General features: G+C 38.3%; 17 protein-coding genes. 11 read left to right on the plus strand and 6 right to left on the minus strand.

All coding sequences use genetic code 11. From position 1 onward, the window contains the following. Positions 1 to 436 precede the first annotated feature (436 nt). On the plus strand, positions 437 to 583 hold the full coding sequence (locus tag ACQFX9_RS25365; protein WP_427159331.1) for a hypothetical protein: 147 nt from the start codon (positions 437 to 439) through the stop codon (positions 581 to 583). Here ACQFX9_RS25365 and hemL read toward each other — a convergent pair. Beyond that, positions 569 to 1,867 carry a glutamate-1-semialdehyde 2,1-aminomutase gene (gene hemL / locus ACQFX9_RS25370; protein ID WP_427159332.1) on the minus strand — a complete coding sequence of 433 codons (1,299 nt, stop codon included), beginning with the start codon at positions 1,865 to 1,867 and terminating at the stop codon, positions 569 to 571. The genes ACQFX9_RS25365 and hemL overlap by 15 nt on opposite strands. 109 nt (positions 1,868 to 1,976) lie before the next feature. Between hemL and ACQFX9_RS25375 the strand changes: the two genes are divergently transcribed. Together ACQFX9_RS25375 and hisIE are read left to right on the plus strand one after the other, a co-directional pair. Beyond that, positions 1,977 to 2,171: a ChaB family protein gene (locus ACQFX9_RS25375; RefSeq protein WP_427159333.1), complete on the plus strand. Its 195-nt coding sequence runs from the start codon at positions 1,977 to 1,979 to the stop codon at positions 2,169 to 2,171. Positions 2,172 to 2,267: 96 nt separating this feature from the next. Beyond that, positions 2,268 to 2,918: a bifunctional phosphoribosyl-AMP cyclohydrolase/phosphoribosyl-ATP diphosphatase HisIE gene (gene hisIE, locus ACQFX9_RS25380; RefSeq protein ID WP_236143208.1), complete on the plus strand. Its 651-nt coding sequence runs from the start codon at positions 2,268 to 2,270 to the stop codon at positions 2,916 to 2,918. Positions 2,919 to 3,092: 174 nt separating this feature from the next. On the opposite strand, the gene ACQFX9_RS25385 is transcribed toward hisIE, so the two are convergent. Further along, entirely contained in the window at positions 3,093 to 4,358 is a 1,266-nt protein-coding gene (locus tag ACQFX9_RS25385; protein ID WP_427159334.1) for an MFS transporter, read from the minus strand. A gap of 61 nt (positions 4,359 to 4,419) precedes the next feature. Further along, complete coding sequence (locus ACQFX9_RS25390; RefSeq protein ID WP_427159335.1) at positions 4,420 to 4,710, minus strand: hypothetical protein; 291 nt, start codon at positions 4,708 to 4,710, stop codon at positions 4,420 to 4,422. A 95-nt stretch (positions 4,711 to 4,805) separates the two neighbouring features. Between ACQFX9_RS25390 and ACQFX9_RS25395 the strand changes: the two genes are divergently transcribed. Continuing rightward, on the plus strand, positions 4,806 to 5,003 hold the full coding sequence (locus ACQFX9_RS25395) for a DUF2811 domain-containing protein (protein ID WP_103138224.1): 198 nt from the start codon (positions 4,806 to 4,808) through the stop codon (positions 5,001 to 5,003). A gap of 245 nt (positions 5,004 to 5,248) precedes the next feature. Here ACQFX9_RS25395 and ACQFX9_RS25400 read toward each other — a convergent pair whose 3' ends face one another. After that, positions 5,249 to 5,965: a response regulator transcription factor gene (locus ACQFX9_RS25400; RefSeq protein WP_103138223.1), complete on the minus strand. Its 717-nt coding sequence runs from the start codon at positions 5,963 to 5,965 to the stop codon at positions 5,249 to 5,251. A 682-nt stretch (positions 5,966 to 6,647) separates the two neighbouring features. Between ACQFX9_RS25400 and ACQFX9_RS25405 the strand changes: the two genes are divergently transcribed. The 6 genes from ACQFX9_RS25405 to ACQFX9_RS25430 all read left to right on the plus strand — a co-directional run bounded on the left by ACQFX9_RS25405 (position 6,648) and on the right by ACQFX9_RS25430 (position 18,328). After that, positions 6,648 to 7,262, plus strand: a complete 615-nt coding sequence (locus ACQFX9_RS25405) for a CPP1-like family protein (RefSeq protein ID WP_236143204.1) — start codon at positions 6,648 to 6,650, stop codon at positions 7,260 to 7,262. A 1,137-nt stretch (positions 7,263 to 8,399) separates the two neighbouring features. Further along, positions 8,400 to 9,596 carry a response regulator gene (locus ACQFX9_RS25410; protein WP_427159336.1) on the plus strand — a complete coding sequence of 399 codons (1,197 nt, stop codon included), beginning with the start codon at positions 8,400 to 8,402 and terminating at the stop codon, positions 9,594 to 9,596. A 207-nt stretch (positions 9,597 to 9,803) separates the two neighbouring features. Continuing rightward, positions 9,804 to 10,166, plus strand: coding sequence for a response regulator transcription factor (locus tag ACQFX9_RS25415; RefSeq protein ID WP_236143226.1), 363 nt, complete (start codon positions 9,804 to 9,806; stop codon positions 10,164 to 10,166). 19 nt (positions 10,167 to 10,185) lie between these two features. Then, the gene (locus tag ACQFX9_RS25420; protein ID WP_427159337.1) at positions 10,186 to 10,668 is read left to right on the plus strand and encodes a chemotaxis protein CheW; all 483 of its coding nucleotides are present in this window, start codon (positions 10,186 to 10,188) and stop codon (positions 10,666 to 10,668) included. A 73-nt stretch (positions 10,669 to 10,741) separates the two neighbouring features. Further along, positions 10,742 to 14,590 (plus strand): GAF domain-containing protein, encoded by a 3,849-nt coding sequence (locus ACQFX9_RS25425; protein WP_427159338.1) that lies wholly within the window; start codon positions 10,742 to 10,744, stop codon positions 14,588 to 14,590. 192 nt (positions 14,591 to 14,782) lie between these two features. Continuing rightward, on the plus strand, positions 14,783 to 18,328 hold the full coding sequence (locus tag ACQFX9_RS25430) for a response regulator (RefSeq protein ID WP_427159339.1): 3,546 nt from the start codon (positions 14,783 to 14,785) through the stop codon (positions 18,326 to 18,328). A gap of 17 nt (positions 18,329 to 18,345) precedes the next feature. On the opposite strand, the gene ACQFX9_RS25435 is transcribed toward ACQFX9_RS25430, so the two are convergent. Continuing rightward, the gene (locus tag ACQFX9_RS25435; RefSeq protein ID WP_427159340.1) at positions 18,346 to 20,202 is read right to left on the minus strand and encodes a GGDEF/EAL domain-containing response regulator; all 1,857 of its coding nucleotides are present in this window, start codon (positions 20,200 to 20,202) and stop codon (positions 18,346 to 18,348) included. Positions 20,203 to 21,142: 940 nt separating this feature from the next. Between ACQFX9_RS25435 and ACQFX9_RS25440 the strand changes: the two genes are divergently transcribed. Continuing rightward, complete coding sequence (locus ACQFX9_RS25440) at positions 21,143 to 21,997, plus strand: GGDEF domain-containing protein (protein ID WP_427159341.1); 855 nt, start codon at positions 21,143 to 21,145, stop codon at positions 21,995 to 21,997. A gap of 736 nt (positions 21,998 to 22,733) precedes the next feature. Here the strand turns inward: ACQFX9_RS25440 and ACQFX9_RS25445 are convergent. Further along, positions 22,734 to 24,368, minus strand: coding sequence for an alpha/beta hydrolase (locus tag ACQFX9_RS25445; protein WP_427159342.1), 1,635 nt, complete (start codon positions 24,366 to 24,368; stop codon positions 22,734 to 22,736). Positions 24,369 to 24,403: the final 35 nt, after the last annotated feature.

Here is a 24,403-nt window from a genome sequence, read left to right on the forward strand (position 1 = left end):
AAATCCCTTGAAGAGTTGCTAAAGTTGGATCTGATTTACGTAAAGCAATTATGATGTCAAACAACTTATTATACCTATGCTAGCAAACAGTGTCGAGTCTTGCTGCTGTAATAATGTCAGCGATTGCTATTTAATTTTTTATACGTAAGTAAATTGTAAAAATGATAGTTTTAATTACTAAAAATTGGTAATACGCAGTATTTTCACTAGATTAGTATTCTGGACTACCCTAACTTTTGTGAACTGGTTGATTCATTCCAGAAACACAATTACTGAGACGAAATCTACATTAAAATTTCGTAGAAATAGATGAATATATGTTCAGGTGTTATATTGTATTGACGGTAATATTGGCAGCAAAAATTATGACTACCGTCAACTAGATGAAATGTGCTTGTCCGTTGAGGTGTTGATAGTGCTGAGTGATGAGTAACAAGTGCTGAGTTCAAGAATTAACTCAGCACAGGCTAAACGCCGCACTACCGTTAACAGCACTCACAACTCAGCACGGGCTAAACGCCCCGCTTCCGCTAACAGCACTCACAACTCAGCACTCACAACTCACCACTTACAGACTAGATAAGACCTCACGAGCGATCGCGATCGTCTGGTCAATATCAGCTTCAGTGTGAGCTAAAGAAGTAAAGCCAGCCTCAAATTGAGAAGGTGCTAAATAAACACCGCGTTCTAACATACCGCGATGGAAACGTCCGAATTTAGCTGTATCCGACTTTTTGGCATCTTCATAGTTATGCACAGGGCCAGAGGTGAAAAATAAGCCGAACATCGCGCTAATAGAACCACCACAAGCTGCATGACCAGTTTCTTTAGCTGCTTGTAATAAACCATCAGCAAGCCTTTTGGTAATGCGCTCTAAATACTCGTAATTACCAGGCTTTTGCAATAATTCCAAAGTTTTAATCCCCGCCGTCATAGCCAGAGGATTACCGGAAAGAGTTCCAGCCTGATACACAGGGCCAGCCGGAGCAATCATAGACATGATATCGCGGCGACCACCATAAGCACCCACTGGCAAGCCACCACCGATAACTTTACCCATAGTGGTTAAATCTGGTGTGATGCCAAATTTCTCTTGTGCGCCACCATAAGCAATGCGGAAACCTGTCATGACTTCATCAAACACCAGCAATGCGCCATGCTCATGAGTCAGTTCCCGTAGACCTTCTAAAAAGCCAGCATCGGGGGTGATAAACCCGGCATTACCCACAACAGGTTCAAGAATTACACCCGCAATCTGATCACGGTTCTCTTCAAATAAAGCTTTGACAGCTTCTAAGTCATTGTAGGGTGCTGTTAGGGTGCTGCTGGTTGCTGACTTAGGCACACCAGGGGAATCAGGTAAGCCAAGGGTGGCGACACCTGAGCCTGCTTTGACTAAGAACATATCAGCGTGGCCGTGGTAGCAGCCTTCAAACTTGATGATTTTCTCCCGGTTAGTGAAGGCACGCATCAGCCTTAGCACGGCCATACAAGCTTCTGTCCCGGAGTTGACAAATCGTACCATTTCAATGCTAGGAACGGCAGCAATTACCATTTCAGCCAGGACATTTTCTAGCACCGAAGGCGCACCAAAGCTAGTACCTTTTTCCAAGGCTTCATGGAGTGCGCTAATTACTTCTGGATGAGCGTGACCGCAAATAGCTGGCCCCCAAGTGCCTACATAGTCGATGTATTGGTTGCCATCTACATCCCAAATATATGCACCCTTGACCCGATCAAAAACTATAGGTTGTCCCCCTACAGATTTAAAAGCACGGACTGGTGAGCTAACACCGCCTGGCATGAGATGTTGGGCAGCAGCAAAAATTTCTTGTGATTTAGTGGTTTTAATTGTTGTATTTACCAAGGTTCTCTCCTAACAGTGGGCATTCAAAAAAAGCTCTATCTTAGGATAGGGTTAAATTTCGCCTAGAACTTATATCGTATAAAATTAACAGAACCAAAAAAATAACGATATGTTATACAAGTCCAACCTAGACTTGCCTTTAGAAATCCGTACTGAGTTATCAGAGGCATACCAAGACCTGTATCGCGCCGCTTTTAACTCAGCTTTGCATTGGTATGGTGAAGATACTAAGGCTCACCATGTGGCGTTGAGTGCTGTCAGAATCCAATCAGCAATGGAAAGGAATGTAGTTTTACAAAGATGATTCATAGAGGGTGTGGAAAAATCATGCCAGTTGCACTATTGATAATGGTATCGTGAAACCAGACATGATTAGTTTTACTAGAATAAATTAGCTGGTATGTTTTCCCCCGATTCCCCATCGCTACATAATGCCATTCCCGTTGAAAAAATTCGCTACGATGAACGTGGTTTAGTGCCAGCAATTGTCCAAGACTATTTGGATGGTACTGTACTAATGATGGCTTGGATGAATCAGGAATCTTTACAAAAGACTTTAGACACAAAAGAAACGTGGTTTTGGAGCCGTTCCCGCCAAGAATTGTGGCACAAAGGCGGGACTTCAGGGCATACCCAAAAGGTAAAAAGTATTCGATATGATTGCGATAGTGATGCTTTACTAGTTGGTGTAGAGCAAATAGGAGATATTGCCTGTCATACAGGTGAACGTAGTTGTTTTCATCAAATCGAAGGACAAATAATTGCACCACCTGGGGATACTTTATCTCAGGTGTTTCAAGTAATATGCGATCGCCGCGATCATCCCAATGAAAGCTCCTACACTTGTAAGTTATTAGCTGGTGGCGATAACAAGATTTTAAAGAAAATCGGTGAAGAATCAGCCGAAGTAGTAATGGCATTCAAAGATGATGAACACGATGCGATCGCCGGTGAAGTTGCAGACTTGCTTTACCACACACTAGTTGCCTTAGCGCATCATCAAGTAGATTTAAAAGCAGTTTATCGTAAGCTACAAGAACGGCGACGGTAGAGAGTGGTGAGTGCTGAGTGGTGAGTAGTGAGTGCTGAGTGCTGAGTGGTGAGTAGTGAGTGCTGAGTGCTGAGTGGTGAGTAGTAAGTGGGAAGTGTAACACTTATTAGTTATCGGTTTTCTTCCCTTGCTCCCATTCCCAATGCCCCATGACTATTGACTAATGACTAATGACTATTGACTATTGACTAAAACCCAATTTAAATACTGCAAAATGGTGATGGCGATCGCTACACTCAAAACAAAGCCCAACCAAAAATGATGCGTAATTAGGGGTGATTGATCTAAAGCCCACCCTCCCAAGGGTGAGCCGATAAATCCACCTAAAGCCCAGCACAGGGAATTAATAGAAAAGTATATTCCTCGGTGGGATTCGGGGGCTAAATCGGTGACGAGAGAGGCGGCTGATGGATTGTATGCTACAGATGCCATCGCTAATACGGTTAATGCCAATGTCGCCCAAATTAATTGATAGGATGAGAAGTTACCTGTCACCCAAATTAGACTAAAACCAATAGCCCACAAAATAGCCGAAACGGTGAGTGCGTTTGAGTGCGAATACCGTTTTAAAAGGTTGGTCAGAGGTAGTTGACAGATAATTACTAAGACCAAGTGCCAAGAAAATAATCTGCTAATTGTAGATTCGCTAAACCTTTGGGCTGTCTCGCCTACAGAAATGAAGTTTTTTAAATACAGGGGAAGAATTGTGTGGATTTGAGAAATATATATGGTGAACAGGATATTGGCTGCAATGTAAATCAAGAAACGGCGATCGCTTAGAGCCGATATCCAGGCTGTAAAGTTGTGCGTTTGTTGCGTCGGCTGTACTGCGAGTTGATCGGGCTTTTTCATCGCCACGTAAATTACCCCAAAGAACACGACAAACGAGAAAGCATCAACAACGAACAACCAACGATAACTTGTGATGACTGTCACTAATACCCCCGCCGATACTAGTCCAATTGCTAACCCTAAATGATCTGCTAACCGAGTCAGGGCAAAAGCTTCACGGCGATTATCTATGTCACTACTATCTGCCACAACTGCCTCTGTGGCTGGCCAGTACAAGCCTATACCCAAACCATAAACTAAATTACCGATGACCAGAGTTGCAAAATTGTTGGTTGTTGCTAACACTAATGACCCAACAGCAGAAATTGCTGTTGCTAGCAATAAGGTACGGCGGCGACCCCATCTGGGTGAGTCTGTTAAAGCACCCCCCAGAATCCTACCGAAAAACCCAGAAAATGAGCTACTAGCCAAGCCAAAACCGACAGTAGTAGTAGATAACCCTATTTGGTTGACAAAAAAGATGGGGGCGTAAATCAGGGTAAACCCTGTACCTAATTCTGAGAGGAATCTGGCGATCGCTAAAACCCTCACTTGAGGATGTATCGAGGGTAACAAACCAGATAACTGGGATAGGGAAGCAATTTTCATGGGTAACAATGTCATTAAAAGATCACGTTTTTGTAATTCTTATCATTGGCTGATATTTTCCTCACTCATTCCACAGAGTTTCCACAGGAGTTTTCCCAGTTTTCCACAGATGTTCTACGAGGAGATCAGCACTTGCAGGCTTGCTGGGGATTTTTGATCTAGAGTCTAGTTCAGTGCCAAGGACTGAGTTCTTATTAAGTAATGTAACAAAAATTAGCTTGAAACATTGATGATTGCGTTCGCATTTATTTTTAGTGCGATTGTTTTTAACATTTCGCAGCATTGACAAACCCACCCCCTCTTGTCGCACAATGATGCGGCCGGGTTTTATAGTTTGTGCAACCGTTGACATCAAAACTTACCTTAGAGGTCAGTGTAGATGTTGCCTAAAACTGCCTCACTCCAAGCAATAGTTCGTTTAAGCTGAACTCCCACAAGGAAAATACCATGAACGCAACAGTTAGTATTTTTACCGAAATCCCCGAAACTCTTCATGAATCGCTGAAAACTTATTTAGAGACTCACCCCGATTGGGATCAAAATCGGGTGTTAACAGCAGCCCTATCATTGTTTTTACTGCAAAATGGCGACAGCGATCGCCGTGCTGCCCGCGTTTATTTAGAAACTTTGTTTCACAATTGCTAATTTGCAATGATGTGGTGTATGTATTGGCTTTGATGTACCAGACGCTGTGCTGGTACTGGCCAGCATAAATTCTTTCCTGCGTCTGAAAAAATCAGAGAAAATTAAAAATAAATTAACAATATTTTGGCATAAATTGTTGAGCGATCGCCAAAATTGTGAGATTAACAGCAAATTTTTTCCTACAAATTTGGGCATGGTATACCATGCCCACTGCTAATAAATAAATTGTGAGTATTAAAAAGCTATCAAGGATTCGTTTCTAACTGGGAATGAGTTGGACATTCAAATTTATAACCCACCCCACGCACAGTCTGAATCAATGCTGGTTGACTAGCATCGACTTCAATCTTTTTGCGAATTTGACCTATATGTACATCTACAACTCGCTGATCACCAACATATTCATAATCCCAGACTTCTTGGATCAACTCCGCACGTCGCCAGACTCGACCAGGATGGCTCGCTAAAAAATGTAACAAATCAAATTCTAAAGCCGTTAACGGAACAGGCTGACTATTCAGTGTCACTTCTCGCCGCACGGGATCAATCATCAACTTCTCAAATTGCAAGCGTTTTTGTTCGGCGTTAGTCACCACTCTCTGTCGTCTTAAAATCGCTGCAACTCTGACTTCCAGTTCTCCCAAGCCAAATGGCTTTGTGAGATAGTCATCAGCACCTTTAGCAAAGCCACGAATCTTGTCAGCCTCATCTGCACGGCTAGTCAGCATGAGAACAAAAACGCCATTACGACTTTGCATCTCTTGACAGAGGTTGAAGCCTATTACATCTGGCAAATTAACGTCAAGAATGACCAAATCCGGGTTAAATTGCTCAAACAAGGACAAGGCAGTCTTACCGTCCTCAGCCGCTTCTACCTGATAGCTTTGTTTCAATAAAAAGCGTTGGATTAAATTCCGAACCGCCGGGTCGTCATCAACTACAAGAATCTTGGCAGGAGCCATGACCATCTCTTTACACAAAAATAAATTTCTTCAAGATTAACAGCAGTATTGCGTAAAACGCAGTTCCCACCTATGAATTATTTAAGGAACTACAGGCATCAGAAATATATTTCCTGATTATCTCAAGGATAGTGAAGTCAAAACGCTGGACAAACACACTAAGAGAATTTAGATAACTATTATTACAGTTTAATTGCAATACCGTCATAAGAAACTTAATGTGTCTAACTACCCAATGCTAGTCCGTGAGCCACCCAATAATTTATTTTTCCAGGAGACTTCCGTATAATAGTTGGATGGGGATGGAAAGATTTTCCATTTTAAATCTTTACGTGGATTGATACCACTACTTAAGATGAAAGCTAAATCATTAGGATATCCTCATATTATGGTAAATCACCAAGTCTGAAGCACAAACAGAAAAATAGTGTGACAGATACTCCCGGTTCAAATTCTAGGTTAGAGCTAGAATTGGTCAACGACATGGGGGTATACACGGAGTTATAACAATATGTTAAAGTTGCAGTAGTTGAAATTCCTGGGTCAACTTGGCTAACGCGTGCTACTATCCTGGTAGAGCATAAAATTCGGTCGATAGGTTTGTCTTCGATCAAATTAAAATCTACAATTGTTATTCTCTAACAAAAAATTGCCACTGATAAAGGCTGAAGTATAAACTCCCATGCGCGATCAAAATCCCTACGAAAAACTTGGGGTATCAGAAGATGCTAGCTTTGACGAAATTCAGGACGCTCGCAATCGCCTGATGGAGCAATGTAGTGGCGATGCTAAAAGCGTAGAAACCGTTGAAGCTGCTTACGATGCGATTTTAATGGATCGCTTACGGATGCGCCAGGAAGGAAAAATCAAAGTGCCAGAACGTATCCGCTTTCCAGAATTAAGGATACAATCACCACCTAAAGAAAGTTCAACTTCTCGTGAGCAATCACCTGCATGGCTGCAAAATTTCCTGGATCAGCCCACAATGACAGATATACTTTTACCCGGAGCTTGGTACGTGGGTTTAAGTACAATCAGCATTTTTACAGGCGATCAGCTGTTGCAGTTAGTCTTAGTGGTTGGCATAGGAGTAAGTGTTTTCTTCCTCAATCGTAAAGAAGGTAGATTTGGCAGATCAGTTTTACTCACTCTTGTAGGACTGATTGTGGGCTTAATTACTGGAGGGCTAATTGCTGCCTGGCTCTTGTCACAAGTACCATTGATGATAAGCGGTAATCAGTTTTCCACTGTGCTGACTTTCGTACTTTTGTGGTTAATTAGCAGTTTTCTCCGCTAAAGCTCTAACAAGCTAACTAGTTAAAACCCTTTTTGAACAGAATGATCCATTACCTACTTCTTAGGTTAACCATCAAATTAAGATACTCAAATCTGAGACTGGGAATTTTGATAAGTACGACTTTGAAACCTAAGACACAGGTAATAGGATCGTCTCAAAAAGGATGATCTCAAGAATTGGTTTAAAAGAACAATAAATCACTGGATATATCGAAGCGGCAAATAGCTGTAGTATTGACTCTCTGAATTTTAGATTTTAAATTTTGGATTTTGGATTGACGCTACGTTGGCGTAGTCTCTCGCAGACAAGACAGTCAAGTCAGTCTAAAATCCAAAATTGTTTGACCATACCCAAATTCTGTTTCACTTCACTTCAGGATTTGTGATTAAACCAGCAAGCTATAAACCTTTGTTGACCTATTCTCAATCGCTGGCTGAATATCTGGGCAATACTTAATCAAACAACCGTAGTAGTCCGCCACACAAATTATGACGGTGCTTAGTTTCCCCGATGAAAGCAAATGGCATGGATTTAAGGAAATCAAATTCTATACAGCTTGATAAAAAAATGGTATGAGCATCATCCCATAAATTTCTGACTCAGATATGATGTGTCCTGTGAAGTAGTAGAAATATTCATTAATTTAAGTTTATAGAGCCTGACTAACTTAACTTTATGTTAATTATTCTATACGAATCACAAAAATTCCTGACCAATACTATTTTTAGTGTAATTAAAAATCAGAATTTCCACGGATATAAATCAATTTGACAATCTCTAAAATAGTTACATCAAAAAAAAGCCTGTGAATATGGGAGTGTACATTGATTTGTAGTTATCTAATTTGAGCATCCAGAAGTAACGGTATTTCTACTCATAAATTGAGAATCAAAATTAAGATTTGACATAAAAACCTCTCAATTAAAATTGTCTTAATTATATCTGCCGATTACCATATTTTTGCGGATTTCCCAATTCAGAAGACTACATTCCAAAATATAAACCATAAAAACGCTATTACTAACATAATAAACGAAATAACTATTTACAAAATCAAGAATGCTCAGTAAGTATTCAGATTTTGTGATGAAGAAACTGGCTTGAGGGGATAAAACAAGTAGAAATAGCTTGAAAAAGATGGAATCCAATAACATTCTTGATGAATTTAGGACTTGTACGCAGCTGCAATACAATGGGCAGTTAATTTTGAGCAGCCAAAAAGGACATCAGTGGACTTTCTACTATCGTTTAGGAAGAATAGTCTGGGCATCTGGAGGAACACATCCTTTTAGGAGATGGCGGCGATTAATGGCTCAGTATTGCCCACAAATTAATGTGGACAAAATACAGTTGCGCCAACAAGATGTAGAAATGAGTTACTGGGATTACCGACTTTTAGAAATTCTGTATAAAAAACAAAGAATTCAAAGAGAGCAAATTAATGCAATGGTCGAGAACACCTTGGCAGAACTTTTATTTGATTTAGCCCAGCAGACGAACTTTATAGCTGTTAAGTGTGAACGCAATCAAGAAGTTATTCTAGAAGCACCCATGAGTTTCACGAGCGCAGATATTTCTATGAAACAAATGCAAGACTCATGGAATCTCTGGACACAAGCTGGTTTAGCAAATGTTTTTCCTGACTTAGCACCGATAATTAGAAGACCAGAACAGTTACAGGAACTAGTTAGTCCACCAGTATATAAAAATTTTGTCACGCTATTTAATGGCAAACTAACTCTGCGAGAGTTAGCCACCAAAATGAAGCAGAATGTTTTACCTGTATCTCGTTCTCTACTTCCTTATGTCCTCAAAGGCATTATTGAATTAGTAAAAGTACCAGATTTACCTTTAGTTGTCACACAGCTACCAAATAACTCTATTTCTGCACAACCGAAAAAAGTTTACACACCCTTAATTGCTTGTGTAGATGATAGTCCCCAGGTTTGTAAGATGCTGGAAGAGATTATTACTGCTCATGGATTGAGATTTGTCCAGATTCAAGATGCAGTACAAGCATTACCGATTCTCATTCAAGAGAAACCAGATTTAATCTTTTTAGATTTGATTATGCCTGTTGCCAGTGGTTATGAAATTTGTACTCAGTTGCGGCGTATTTCAGCTTTTAACAATACTCCAGTAATTATTTTAACAGGTAATGACGGGTTATTAGATAGAGTGCGTGCTAAAGTTGTTGGCTCGACAGATTTCCTGACTAAGCCAGTGAATACAGATAAAGTAATGAGTATTTTACGTAAGTATTTACCCATTAAAATAGCTTCCCCAATTCACAGTGAATCACGCCTAGAGGCTGTCCCTAAAGATATAGCTTAACAAGAAAGTCTGATTTGAATTACTGCTAAATATAGCATCAGGCATACAATATTTTTTTATAAACCTAAGTAAACATAGGTATTTATTCTGAGCCATATTTAGCATTAACCAACCAAAATAATAACAAAATGGAAAAGCTCTTTTTAAATGCCTTCAATGGCAGAAATCTACAAATTACTAGGTGAAAGTTTAACATAAGGAATTACTATGACTACTGTTTTAGTGATTGAAGACGGCTTAACTGATATGGAAGTTCTGAGTCGTTATTTACAACAAGCAGGTTGTTCTGTAATTAGTGCTACGAGTAGTGAAGAAGCTCAAAGCAAAATAGACAGTAATAAGCCAGATTTAATTTTTCTCGATGTGATTTTACCTGGTAAAAGTGGATTTGAAATTTGCCGAGAATTAAAAAATAATCCAGATACTAGTAAGATACCAGTAGTTTTCTGCTCTACTAAAAATAGTGATGTAGATAAGATTTGGGGAAATATGCTAGGTGCAGAAGCTTATCTTTCTAAACCAATTAACCAAGAAGAGTTGGTATCAACATTGAAGAAACTCGTTAAATAGTATTGTTGGCATTAAAAGGATGATGAATTTGGAAAATCAGGGTAAGTTTTTAAGCTTTCATTTAGGAATTCGAGATACAGCAGTCATTTCTTTAGATCATATTACAGAGGTTTTGCAAGTATCTTTAAGTGAGATATGTGCTGTGCCGCAAATGCCTAGTTATATTTTGGGTGTTTATAACTGGCGTGATGAAATGCTGTGGTTAGTAGATTTAGATGAGATGCTTGGTTATCCGCCATTGTTACAGACAGCAAATGTGCTGATTAAAATGATGGTAATTGTTTTGGAAGAGAATGGTAAATATTTAGGTTTATTAGTTAGACAACTGATGGATATTGAGTCTTTAAATATTCATCAGATGAAGGAATCATCGGCAGAATTATTTTCTCCATCAATAGTCCCTTTTTTGCAGGGATATTTTATTAATGATGAGGAAAAGATGATTTTTAATTTAGATGCTGAGGCTATTATTCATTCTCCAGTATATGCTCATCATAACTAATGTAAATCTTGGTGAATACTGTCAGCAAAACTAACTCATTTCTTTAGGTCATAATTCAATCAAGGGTGATCCAATGGCAATTACATATCAAAAAAATCACGATCATGGGAATTCAATTTCTAAAGTAGAAGCAGTAGAAAAAGTTAAAGAAGTTGATTTAATTGGTGATTATAATCAAGAAACATCAGAAGCGATCGCACAAGCTTTTAGAGATTGGCGACAACAGTTACAGGACATCATCGTCAATATGCGTCAGGCGAATGACTTAGATGCAGTCTTAAAGGCAACGGTGGAGAAAGTTCGGGAGAAGCTAAGATGCGATCGCGTCTTTATTTATCAATTCAATTCTGTGGATGCTGGTACAGTCTTAGCAGAATCTAGGGCTTTGGGCTGGACACCTACTTTGGGTGAAGTTCTTCCAGGAATTATGTTTGGTTTACATAGTAATCACGAATATGTAGAACCAGTAGCCATTGACGAGAGCAATCAAATACAACTCACTCACTATCAAAAGCAACTGCTAGATAAATTTCAGATTCAGACTAGCTTAAGTGTACCCATAATTGTTGAAGGTAAAGTCTGGGGCATACTAGCTGTTAATAGTTGTACTGATGCTAGACAGTGGCAGGAAGTAGAAGCGACGCTATTATTTCAAGTCACCACGGAATTAACCTATCGAGTACAGGTATTTGAAGTTCATAAAGAATCCCAACTCCAGGAACATTCTAAAAGATCATTAAGCAAAGTCATCGATAAAATTCTGCGGTTGTCAAACATTGACAAAATTTCTCAAGTTGCTACTCAAGAAGTCCGACAATTATTGAAATGCGATCGCGTCAGTCTCTATAAATTTCATCCAGACTGGAGTGGGGAATATATAGCTGAGTCGGTAGGTAATGGTTGGGTAAAACTAGTAGGCCCAGGAATTAAAACCATTTGGGAAGATACTTATCTCCAAGAAACCCAAGGTGGACGTTATCGCCATAATGAACCTTCTATAATTCATGATGTTTACAAATCAACTCATTCGCCTTGCCATTTAGATGTTTTAGAACAATTTGAAGTCAAAGCCTATGTAATTATTCCTGTGTTTACAGGGGAAAAATTATGGGGTTTATTGGCAGTTTATCAAAATACTGGCCCCCGTAATTGGCAAGATTGGGAAGTCAGATTTTTGAGTCAGATTGGTTTGCAACTAGGCGTTTCTATTGCTTATGCAGAATCTCTAGAACAAATGCAGATGCAATCTGAGCAACTAGTGCAAATTGCGGAAAAAGAAAAAGCTTTTACCAAGATAGTGAATCGCATTCGCCAAGCTCAAGATGTAGAAAGTATTTTTAGAACTACTACCCAAGAAGTACGGCAATTTCTCAAATGCGATCGCATGGGTGTTTATAAGTTTCTTCCCGAAATTGGCGGGAAATTTGTCGCTGAGTCAGTTGGTCACGGTTGGACACCATTCATTGGTACTGAAATTAGCGATACTTTTCTCACAGATACCAATGCCTGCGATTATTTTACTGGTAGAAACTGCATCGTTAATGATATTTACACCGCAGGGTTTAATCCTTGTCATCTAGAACTTTTGGGTTCATTAGAAGCTAGAGCTTATGTCATAGTTCCAATTATGTTACAAGAGGAATTATGGGGTTTACTGGCAATTTATCAAAACTCTGGCCCCCGTGAATGGCAAGAGTGGGAAATCGCATTTCTCAATCAGATTTCTTCACAATTTAGTATTGCAAAATCACAATTAGAGTATTTACAACAGTTACAGTTCAAATCTGAGCAGCTGGCTCAAGTTGCAGAAAAAGAAAAAGCCTTCACCAAAATCGTTAACCGCATCCGTCAAGCCAAAGATGTAGAAAGTATTTTCAGAACTACGACTCAAGAAATTCGCCAATTTCTCAAGTGCGATCGCGCGGCGGTTTATCATTTTGATACTGATTGTTGGGGTGGCAAATTTATCGCTGAATCAGTGAGCCAGGGTTGGACAAAGTTAGTTACCTCAGAGGTGAAAACTGTTCTTAACGATACATTTCTCCAAGAGCAGCAAGGCGGTAAGTTTATCCGGGGTGAATATTCTGTTGTCAATGATATCTATCATGCAGGTTTTCAACCTTGCCATATAGAAATCTTAGAAACATTTGATGCGAAAGCTTACATTATAGTCCCGATTTTCTTTAGTGACCGACTGTGGGGTTTATTGGCGGTTTACCAAAATTCTGGGCCTCGCGAATGGCAAGATTGGGAAGCCGGTTTCTTAAATCAAATTGCCTCACAATTTAGTCTAGCGAAATCACAGTTAGATTATCTAGAAGAAGTGAGACTGAAAACTGAAAAATTAACTCAGATTACAGAACAGGAAAAAGCCTTTACTAAGATAGTCAACCGTATCCGACAAGCTTTAGAGTTAGAAGAAATTTTCAAAATTAGTACCCAAGATGTCAGGCAATTATTGAAATGCGATCGCGTAGTTGTTTTTCGCTTTAATCCTGACTGGAGTGGGTTATTTGTGGCTGAGTCTGTTGGTCATAATTGGGTGAAATTAGTCGGACCTGATATCAAAACCGTTTGGGAAGATACCTTCCTTCAAGAAACGCAAGGGGGTCGCTATGTCAAGGGTGAAAGCTTCGTGGTGAATGATATTTATCAAACAGGCCATGCTACCTGCCATCTAGAGATTTTAGAGCAGTTTGAAGCTAGAGCCTATGTGATAGTACCGATTTTCTTTGGGGACAAATTGTGGGGATTATTTGCCGCCTATCAGAATTCCGGTACACGCGAGTGGGAAGAATCGGAAGTGGGTTTATTAGCGAGAATTGGCGACCAATTAGGATTAGCTTTACAACAAACCGAATATTTGCAAAAACTCCAGACTCAATCAGCGCAACTAGCAGAAGCAGCAGCACGAGATAAAGCGGCTAAAGAATTACTGCAACAACGTTCCATTCAACTACTAACGGCCGTCAGACCAGCTCTCAACGGTGATTTAACAGTACGCGCGCCGATTACGGAAGATGAACTGGGGACAATTGCCGATGCTTATAACAATACTCTGCAAGCACTACGGCAAATCGTATTGCAAGTACAAACATCTGCTCAAAAAGTTGCCCAAACTTCCAGTACCAGTAATGCTTCCCTTGCAGGACTGAATAATTTAGCTCAACAACAATCTGACGAAATCAATCTGGCGTTGAGTGAAATTCAACAGATGCTGAATGCTACCCAAGCTGTGGTAGGTAGTGCAGAATTGGTGCAAGTAGCAGTCACACAAGCCAACCAAACTGTTGAGGCTGGCGATGCGGCGATGAATCAAACTGTACAAGCAATTCAAGCGATTCGCGAAACCGTAGCTAAAACTAGCAAGAAGATTAAACGTCTGGGTGAGTCTTCACAGAAAATTTCCAAGGTAGTGAATTTGATTAGTAACTTTGCTACTCAAACCAACGTACTAGCTTTGAACGCCGCCATTGAAGCTACACGCGCTGGAGAGTATGGTAAAGGCTTTGCGGTGGTGGCGGATGAAGTTCGTTCTTTATCTCGCCAATCTGCCGCCGCCACTATTGAAATTGAAAAGTTAGTCCAAGAGATTCAAGAGGAAACGGGGGAAGTTGCAGTAGCAATGGAAACTGGAATCCAGCAGGTGGTAGAAGGTACAAATTTCGTCAATGAAACTCGGCAAAACTTAAATGCGATCGTGGCAGCGACTGCGGAAATTAGTCAACTCATTAACCAAATTACTGATGCGACTCAAAAGCAAATGGGGCAGTCAGTATCTGTAACTAACTCCATGAAAGATGTTGCAGAAATTGCTAACCAAACCTTTGGTGAATCCCAAGAAATAGCAGCTGTTTTCCAAGATTTATCTAACATGGCACAAGATTTATTAACAACTGCTAGTAAGTTCAAAGTTAGTTAAATGTAGCAGGAGGCTAAATAATTTTAGATTTGAGATGGGGAAATAGAAATATAACTTTAAAATCACGAATCTAAAATTACAAGGTCAAGAGGCAAGAAGGATAGACCATTAAGAGGAGATTGATCACTCCTCTTAATGCTTGACTTCAAATCTTCCACCCCTTACACCCTAAACTATTACACCCTTAAAGTTATGATTACAGATGCCGAAATTCGTGAACAGGGGTATATTTATTTTCTTGCAGAAGCCCCTGAGTTATTACAAACCATTGAACAAGAACTGTTAAATTTATCAGAAAGTCACAGTACCACTAAAGTGCATAGCTTAATGCGAGCTACTCACACAATTAAAGGAGGAGCAGCTACTGTTGGCTTAGGATTAATTAATAAAATTGCCCATTATCTAGAAGATGTATTTAAATCTTTATATAATCCAGATATTATCATAGATTTTGATTTAAATACCCTTTTGTATCAAGCTTATGAATGTTTAAATTTAGCCTTAAGCTCAGAAATTAACGGTCATGTAATTAATGAACAAGACATTTTACAAAGAGCCACTGATATATTTGCCCAAATTCAGAGCAAACTAGGAGATAAATTTGGCGAGAATACTCATATTCCCACCTCTCAAGAATTAGGATTTGATATTGTTAAATCTATATTTGAAAGCGGAGTCAAACAGCGTTTAGAAAAAATTAGTAATGCCATTAGCAATATTGCAGATAGTCTAGAATTAAGAGACTTTTTAAATGGTGAAGCTGAAGTTTTTCTGGGATTAGGGGAATCTTTAAACTTACCAGGGTTTGGAGAAATTGCTCAAGCGATTTTGCAAGCATTACAAGCTAATCCTCAACAAGCCAATCAAATTGCCAAGATTGCTTTAGCTGATTTACAGCAAGCACAAAAAGATGTTTTAGCAGGCGATCGCTCTCGCGGTGGTAATCCTTCTTATGATTTAATTAAGCTGACATCCCCAGCGACAGAAACTCTCAACCTCCAATTTTTGAGTTTAGATCAGGAATTTTATCAATTTCTAGTTACAGGCAATAATCAACCAAATAATTGTGTTCAACCTGCAACTGCTAAATTTTATTTAAAGGTTTTACATTATATATTTGGTTGGTTCAATCATGAAAGGGACATACCAGTTTCAGAAATGTATCTGGATATGTTAATTTCCAATCAAGAAGATGAAACCTATCTCAATTATGTGGAAAGCTGGTTAAATAAATTCTTAGATTTTATTCGTGAAGATCATGATAGTAATAGCCTTTGTCTATATCGTCAAGGCATCATTTTAATTATTATTATGGCTGTAGCTAAATTTCAATATTTTCAACAAAAATCTGAGAATCGGTTGGCATTTATTAAAGCTCTCCAAAATAAAATTAGTATATTAGCCGCAGAATATAAAAAACATTCCCCTGTCAATTCCCAAGCAAAAAACTGGTCTGATAGTTCCAAGCTACAGGAATTACTAATTGTTAAAGAAATATCAAAAATAACTACTAATGTAGACTCTAATCTATTAGAGTCAATCTGGGGAGGGGAAAGCAAACTAGAACCGGCAGATGAACAAGAAGAAGCACCATCAGCAACACAAAATATTAATCAAGCCTTAGCTAATATTCAAGAAGTCAATACAGAGATTACAGAACGAGTAATTGATGCTGTCAATGAATCACCATCAGAAAAATCTCAGATTACTCATAATAAAAAGAACCAATCTAATTCTTTTGTGCGCGTGGGAGTCGAAGGATTACAACGCATTAACTATTTGGCTGGAGAAATATTAGTTTATCAAAAACGGCGCACCTTAAGTGATGACCAACTGCAAGACATTCTAGATAGATTATCTCAACAATTAAGTAGACACCAAGAAACACTAAACCAGTTACGTGATTTACCTTTACAGATGCAGAGTTTTTTATCCCATAACACACAAAACTTTGCATCTGTGAAGTTTGATTCCTTAGAAATGGATGTTTATACGGAATTTCATCTAAATTTGCATGAGGCGTTAGAAGAAACACTGCAATTGCAAGAAACGACAGAATCAATAGACTTACTATTAAAACAAGCCAGCCAAATTAGTGATAAAAAACACAGTTTAGCTTTAAATTTGCTAGATAATTTAGTTACCGCCAGAATGTTACCTTTTGGTAATATCTTGAATCGCTTTCCTCAGATGGTGAAGCAACTGGGTAATGTCTATCAAAAACAGGTGGAATTGCGATTAACTGGTACAGGATTACTCATAGATAAGGCGATCGCAGAAAAAATCTATGACCCCATACTACAATTAGTGCGTAATGCTTTTGATCACGGTATCGAGTCGCCACAGGTTCGTCAAGCCAAAGGGAAACCAGAACTAGGTATCATTGAAATTCGCGCCTACCATCAAGGTAGTCAAACAGTGATTGAAGTCCGCGATGATGGACAGGGATTAAATTTAGAGAAAATTCGGAAAAAAGCTGACGCACTTAATCTGCGTCCACAAAATGCTCAATGGGATGAGTCTGATTTGTTAGATGTCATGTTTACACCTGGATTTTCCACTGCTGATCAGGTAAGTGAAATTTCTGGACGAGGAATGGGATTAGATATTGTGCGTTCTCAACTACAAAACTTGAACGCATCTATTGCAGTACAATCTCAACCAAATCAGGGGACAACGTTCATTTTAAAAATTCCTTTTTCTATGACTACTGACCAATTAATGTTAGTGCAGTCTGGTGGTATTGTTTACGCCTTACTATTAGACAGTATCGAGAAAATTGTGATTCCTTCACAACAACAAATTCAAGAGTTTGAAGATAAAAGAGTATTACATTGGCATTCCGAGGATGATGAAACTCTTCTGAGTCTTTATCAATTATCAGATTTAATGTCCTACAATAGTTCCTTAAATCAGAATGTTAGTATTCAGCATTTATTAGCTGAAGATAACACAGAAGTTATGAATAATCCTGTGTTATTACTTAAACATCATCATGGAATGTTTGCCTTAGAAGTTGACCAAATTATCGGTGAACAAGAACTGGTAATTAGACCTTTAGGAAATGCGATCGCACCACCAAAATATATTTATGGTTGCACTAGTTTGGCTAATGGAAATCTCATCTTAGTGATTGATGGTGCTTTATTATTACAGTCTGTTGAGATGCAGGCTACATTGGACGTAGGGACATTACCAGCAAGTAATACTCCTAATCATATATCTTTGCCATCATCAGACTCTAGCCTGAAATCAACGCCATTATTAACTGCTTCTCAACCTAAAAATAATCAAGAAGAGCCACCTAGTCAATATGTGGAAGCACAGAAAAAATCACAAGGACTAATTCTAGTAGTCGATGATGCTATTAGTCTACGGCAAACTGTTTCCTTAACACTGCAAAAATCTGGTTATCAAGTCATACAAGCTCAACATGGTATAGAAGCTTTAGATCAATTACAAAAATATCCCCAAATCCAAGTTGTAATTTCAGACTTAGAAATGCCGCGAATGAATGGCTTTGAGTTGCTAACCCATATCCGTAATCAGCCAAAATTTGCCAAGCTACCAGTAGCTATTCTGACCTCTCGTAGTGCAGAGAAACATCGACAACTAGCTCAAGAATTAGGCGCGCAAGGTTACTTAACTAAACCATATTTAGAACATGAATTGCTAGCGACTGTTGAGCGACTCATAAATGCAGAAATAACCAATGTCAATCACTTGACTACTGTTTAATTGATCAATCTCAGAAATCACCCATCTTGTAATTGTAGAAAATTTGTGATTTCTGCGATCGGCACAGGATGGGAGAATAAGTAACCCTGGCCAAATTCACAACCAAATTTCTGTAAATCTTCTAATTGGATTTGAGTTTCAATTCCTTCAGCTACTACGGTAATCCCTAAAGAATTAGCAAAATTAATTAGAGTCTGGACGAGTGCCGCAGACTCTACACTAACATTGACATTTTTGGTAAATGAACGATCTATTTTGAGAGTATCAACAGGAAATGTATACAATTGGCTAAAACAAGAATATCCAGTGCCAAAGTCATCTATGCAGAGTTTGACCCCTAGATTATGAATTTTGTCCATAACTTGAGTAACAGTGTGGGAACCTTTGATCAGAGCATTTTCTGTTACTTCCAATCTAATGGCCGAAGGAGATATATGATATTCTCCTAGAATTTGTTGAATTTTTTCTACTAAATCTAAGTGCTGTAATTGTGCGGCAGCTATATTAATATGAATTACTAAGGATTCAGCACATTTAAATTTTTTTTGCCACTGGTGTAGTTGTTGACAAGCTAACTTCAATGCTAGTAAATCTAGAGAAGGGACTATCCCACTTTCTTCGGCAATTGTAATAAATTTATCTGGTGAAATTAGTCCTCTTTGTGGGTGTTGCCATTGAATTAATGCTTCTAAACCAACTATTTTTTGAGAAGATAAACACAATATAGGTTGATAGTAAAGGCAAAACTCGCTTTTTTCTATACTTTGACGGAGTTCACTTTCTAGTTGAATCCGCTTTAAGGTTTGTAACTGCATTTCATTGGTAAAGACTATGTAGCAACCTTTACCAGCACGTTTAGCTTGATACATTGCAGCATCAGCATCTCTGAGGATATCTGTTGGCTGCTGATAATTTAGTGTAGAAGGTAAAATACCAATACTTGCACCGATAGAAATTTGATACTTGTCAATCTCAAAAGGTGTGTGTAATTCTTGGAGGATCGCACTAGCAATTGTTTCTACAGAGTGAATTCCATCTTGGTTGTTCAGGAAAATTAAAAACTCATCACCACTCAATCGCACAATTTTATGTGAGACTGCAATACAGTTCTTCAATCTTTTAGCAACTTGTTGCAGTAATTTATCACCTACTATATGTCCTAGATGGTCATTGACACTCTTGAAATGGTCTAGGTCTAAGAATAAAATTGCTTGTCCTATTTGTGGCTGCTGTTTTGCAAATATTTCTGATAAATACTGCATTAACCAAGCACGATTAAATAAGCCTGTTAATGAATCATGAAAAGCTTCATAGGTAAGTTTTTCTTCTCTTAGTTGTATTTCATTGAGTACCAATGTCAGTCCTTGAGTCCTCTCAATTACCTTCTGCTCTAAATCTTGATTAAGTTGATATAACTTGGCTTCTACCATTTGACGAGCAATAATTTCTTGTTGTAGTTGGGTATTACTTTCATGGAGAGAACGAGTTAAATTTAGCAGTCGCAGGTTCAAGCGGATACGAATTAAAACTTCTATTGGTAAAAATGGTTTGGTAATATAGTCAACTGATTCTAAATTTACTTGTGCTAGTCTATTTTGATTTTCGTTTCTAGCAATCATTAATATAACTGGAATTTTATCCAATACTGGCTGAGTTTTAATGCGACGACAAAGTTCAAAGCCATCCATTCCAGACATCATCCCTGCTGTCAAAATTAAGTCAGGCGTAATTTGACCTAGTTTTTGCCAAGCATCTTGTCCACTATTAGCTGTTGCAACTCGAAATCCTGAGTCTGTTAATAAAGTGGACAGAACTCCTAAATTTTCTAGATCATCATCCACAATTAAAATCAGTGCTACTGGCTCTGTTTGCATATATTTATGTATAAAACTCTTAACTTTTGTGCAACGCTTCTAGGACTTGCGTATTAACAGAGTGATAAATAATGGCTTCACTATTATTTTGCACTGATCAGGACAAACTTAAAACAAGAGGACAATAATGAGCAAGATTGAGATATTCATTGCTTTTCCTAAAAGTATGATTATTTGATTGATCCAGTTACTTACAATACATCTATATAAATACTACAAGAAGAGAATTATCATTTCCAGATGTAGCGAAGGAATTATTGTAAAATTTATATTTCTAAAATTTAAAGATTTGCCGCATTTAAAAGTTAAGCGGTACTAAGATAATCATCCGATATGATTACTAAAATTACGCACCTAAACAGGGAACTAAAAACTGGAAATAACGTTGTGCAAATATCAAATATCAGACCGATACAATCATAGGTCTTGAATTTATTTCTACCAAAAATTACTATTGGTAGATTTCTCTATTAATCTTCATAACTTATCACTGATCATTTGCGTCAAGCTGAATCTTCATTAAGGCTTTAAAACTTTGGGTAAGAAACAGAAAAAATATTCTACTAAAGAGGAAATACACAAGTTTAATGTATGGTTTTTAACAAGCCATCATTTCCTAACCTTGAATTTACTGGAAAATACTGGGTTGTCAGTAATTTTTTGAGCTAGTTGTTTTGTAAAACTCAATGCCTAATTTTCTGGGAGACATCAGAAACATCAAGTTTTATCAGTCTCTTCCGCTAATTAGGATGCACTAATTTCTCCAAATAAAGAAATTAAAAGTATGTATTTACTTAATTTACTGACAAAGTTTTATTTGTATAAGAGATTTTGCGATGACTCTGATTTAAAATTTTACCGATAGCCGTAAATTTATTACTTAACAACGACTTGAACAAAGTATAAATAGTAGCTAAAACGGCTATTAAGCTAGGGAAATATGTATTTACTAAAACAGCTAGAAAATCAACCTAAATTTACCTCGATTCTCATCAGTATGTTGATGCTGGTAGTTATAAGTGTAATTGACTACTTGGTATCTACAGAAATTTCTGTGTCGTTTTTATATTTAATACCTGTTGGGATTTCTACATGGTGTACTGATAAATACATAAGCTTGTTCATGATATTGGCTAGTGACCTAATTAATCTCATCCTCAGCCAAATGAAGAATAAATACCATTTAAATCCTGATAACTATTATTGGAATGCTCTGACAATGCTGGTGTTTTTCTTATTTACTAATTTTCTATTATTGGAGTTTAAAAATAATTTGAAATCTTTGGAAGAATTAGCACAAAAAGACAATTTGACTGGATTGAATAACCGCAGATTTTTTATGGAAATAGTTAATAATGAGATTGTGAAATCTGTGCGATATCAAGAACCTCTAACGTTGGCTTATTTTGATATAGATGACTTTAAAAAAATCAATGATCAGTATGGACATACGGCTGGCGATCGCTTATTACAATTAGTAGCCAATCAAGCTACAGTGACTTTGCGTAAAAGTGATGTGATTGCGAGAATTGGCGGCGATGAATTTGCGATTTTATTACCACGCACTGGTTATGAAGCATCAGAAGTAGTGTTGCATAGGTTAAAAACAATGCTTGTCATGTCTATGCAGCAGGAAGGACTATCAGTCACTGTCAGCATCGGTGCGATTACTTTTTATCATCCGCCGCAATCGGTGAACGAGATTCTAGAGCAAGCTGATACTTTAATGTACGTGGCGAAAAAGAAAGGTAAAAACCTATTGCAACATGAGTTATCAAAACATCCTGCTATATGAAATTAATAAAAAACCCCGGTAATTTTACCGAGGTGATTAGGAGAAGTCCAAATGTCAATGGAAGATACCGATACCGAATTCAGCTTTTATGAGCTAACTAAACAAAAAACGTTACTAGTAGTGATGAAGACTGAGTTGATAACCCTTTCTACTCAGGCTTTTGTCTCTCACTGTTTAACCATGATGAGCGATTCAGTGAGGCTTAGTGTTTGGTTGGTTAGATCAGCTTATTGCCTTATATAAATAAATGTAACAAATTTGTAACGATTTGGTCAACTATTGTTGACACAAAAAAGTAAATGTTTAATATAATTTTTTATTATATGTATTATTTTTACTATATCTTTCTACGAAAGTTTGGTGTTATGGGTGGTGCTTGTATAGGTCTAAGTCTTATAAATTAGTCTCTTTGGGATTATATTTTCACCTTTAAGGAAAGTATATATAAGTATAAAAATTAGCTGTTATTTAAGTAGGGGAAAACGCCATCAGATTTTCCCCCATCTATGAACCAATACGGTTCAGATAAGAAAAATAAATTTCAACAAAACCAGCAAATGATCACTTAACAAAAAACGAAAAAATGATTTTGGAGGGGGTTTGGGGGACGCAACCGTCCCCCAATCGGGGGCTTGGGGGAGAATCCCCCAAATCTTGCTCATTGTCTAATAGGCAGAGCAAAAATTGAGAAATCAACTCTCACCACCTTAACTGAACCGTATTGATCTATGAACTTTCATTTCTCCATTGAAATTAATCCTGGAGGAATATCTCGGACTATGCGAAAAGGAAAGACTGGGGTAGAAGCAGCTTGAGCATAATCTGGAGTCAGGAAAACCTGATAAGTATCAGCTTCTGGGGTGAGTTGTGCTGCCATTGCTAGCGCGATCGCTTTGACAAATTTTCGCACATCAGCAGCTTGTTCACCGACAATTTCGCCACCGCTTAAAGCCGTATTGGGTTGATCTGCTTGGTCTAAAGTGGTGCTGGGGTCTTTGACACTTAAATGAGTTCCACCAATCACACCTGCTAACCATTTAGGAGCAGAAATCTTACTAAATCCTATAACTTGTTCTGTTAAAGCTGGTGTGCTTTTATCTGCGGAACTCGCCAAAATTAATGTCGGGACTTGGACTTTAGTTAAACCCGTTTCACCGAAAATTCGTGAAGTTGTGGGACTCAACGCCATAACTTGTTTAACTCGATTATCCCGCAGTTGATAGCTGTTTTCTGGTAGTTCTTGGGCAATACATTGGATAGTTGTCCCAACACTCAAACTTGCTAATTGATTCCGACAAGTTTGTTTGAGTCCGGCTATTTGAAATTCACCACCCGCTAGTGCTAAAGCTGTCGCGCCACCAAAAGAATAACCTACAACCATGACATTATCGGTGGCTATTCTGCCAGCTAGAGGAGTTTTTGCGGTTTGATTGTACTTGGTGAACTCATCTAAAACAAAACTAATATCTTGGGGACGATCTAAAAATTCTTGGGGTTCAACAATTCTGGTTTTACCTTTAAAAGCTAAATCAACATGATTCTGATTACTACCAGGATGTTCTATAGCTGCAACTATATAACCGTGAGAGGCAAGATGTTCTGCTAAGTAACGTAACTCTGTGCGAACTGACCCCAAACCATGAGTAAATACAATTAGTGGTTTATTGGACTCCGCAGCAGTTGACCAGTAAATATCGACAGGGATTTTGCGATCGCGTTTTTGATCATTTAAATTCCAGTTCTCAACCTGTACATTCGCCTTACCTGGGAGGCTGGGATCAAAGGGTAAATTAATCTGGGAAGCTTGAGGCGCAAGTTGGGGAGACAGGGAAAGCATTAATTGTTGAGTACGCCAAAAATCATTATTCAAACTGCCCATGACAGTCACAGCTTGGGGTAAATTAATTTCCAAACGTTGACTTGGATAAGCAGCAATAAAACTCAATACAGATAGACCTTGGGGAGAATTTGCACCGAGAACTAAAGCTGCTCTCAAAGCATTTGCACCTGCTTTATCTTTGCGCGCTAAGGCTGTAGAGATGTCATTGAGAATAGTTGTACCAATTTGGGTATTCAGTAATCTACTGAGAGTCACCACATTCAGAGGTACTCTCATTTTCAGCGTCCCCAACAGAGAACGACGTTGCTCTTGTGATAATCGTTTGGTTAACCAGTCTAGACTGCGAGGAAATTCCCCAGTTGTAGCGGCTGTTTGCAAATCCGCTAGGGAAACAGATTCTGCAAATAAACCATAACGCACCACCACTGTATCAGCTGCCTGTGCAGAGGTGTTTAACCCAAAAAATTGGCTCAGAGTCAGCGCACTCAAGCAACCAGCAATCAGGCTGAGATTTTTTCCCCTTCTTCCCATAAACATCCTCACCAATAGCTACCAAGGGGAATATA

It is taken from the genome of Aliinostoc sp. HNIBRCY26 (assembly GCF_050235535.1).
GTDB lineage: Bacteria > Cyanobacteriota > Cyanobacteriia > Cyanobacteriales > Nostocaceae > Trichormus.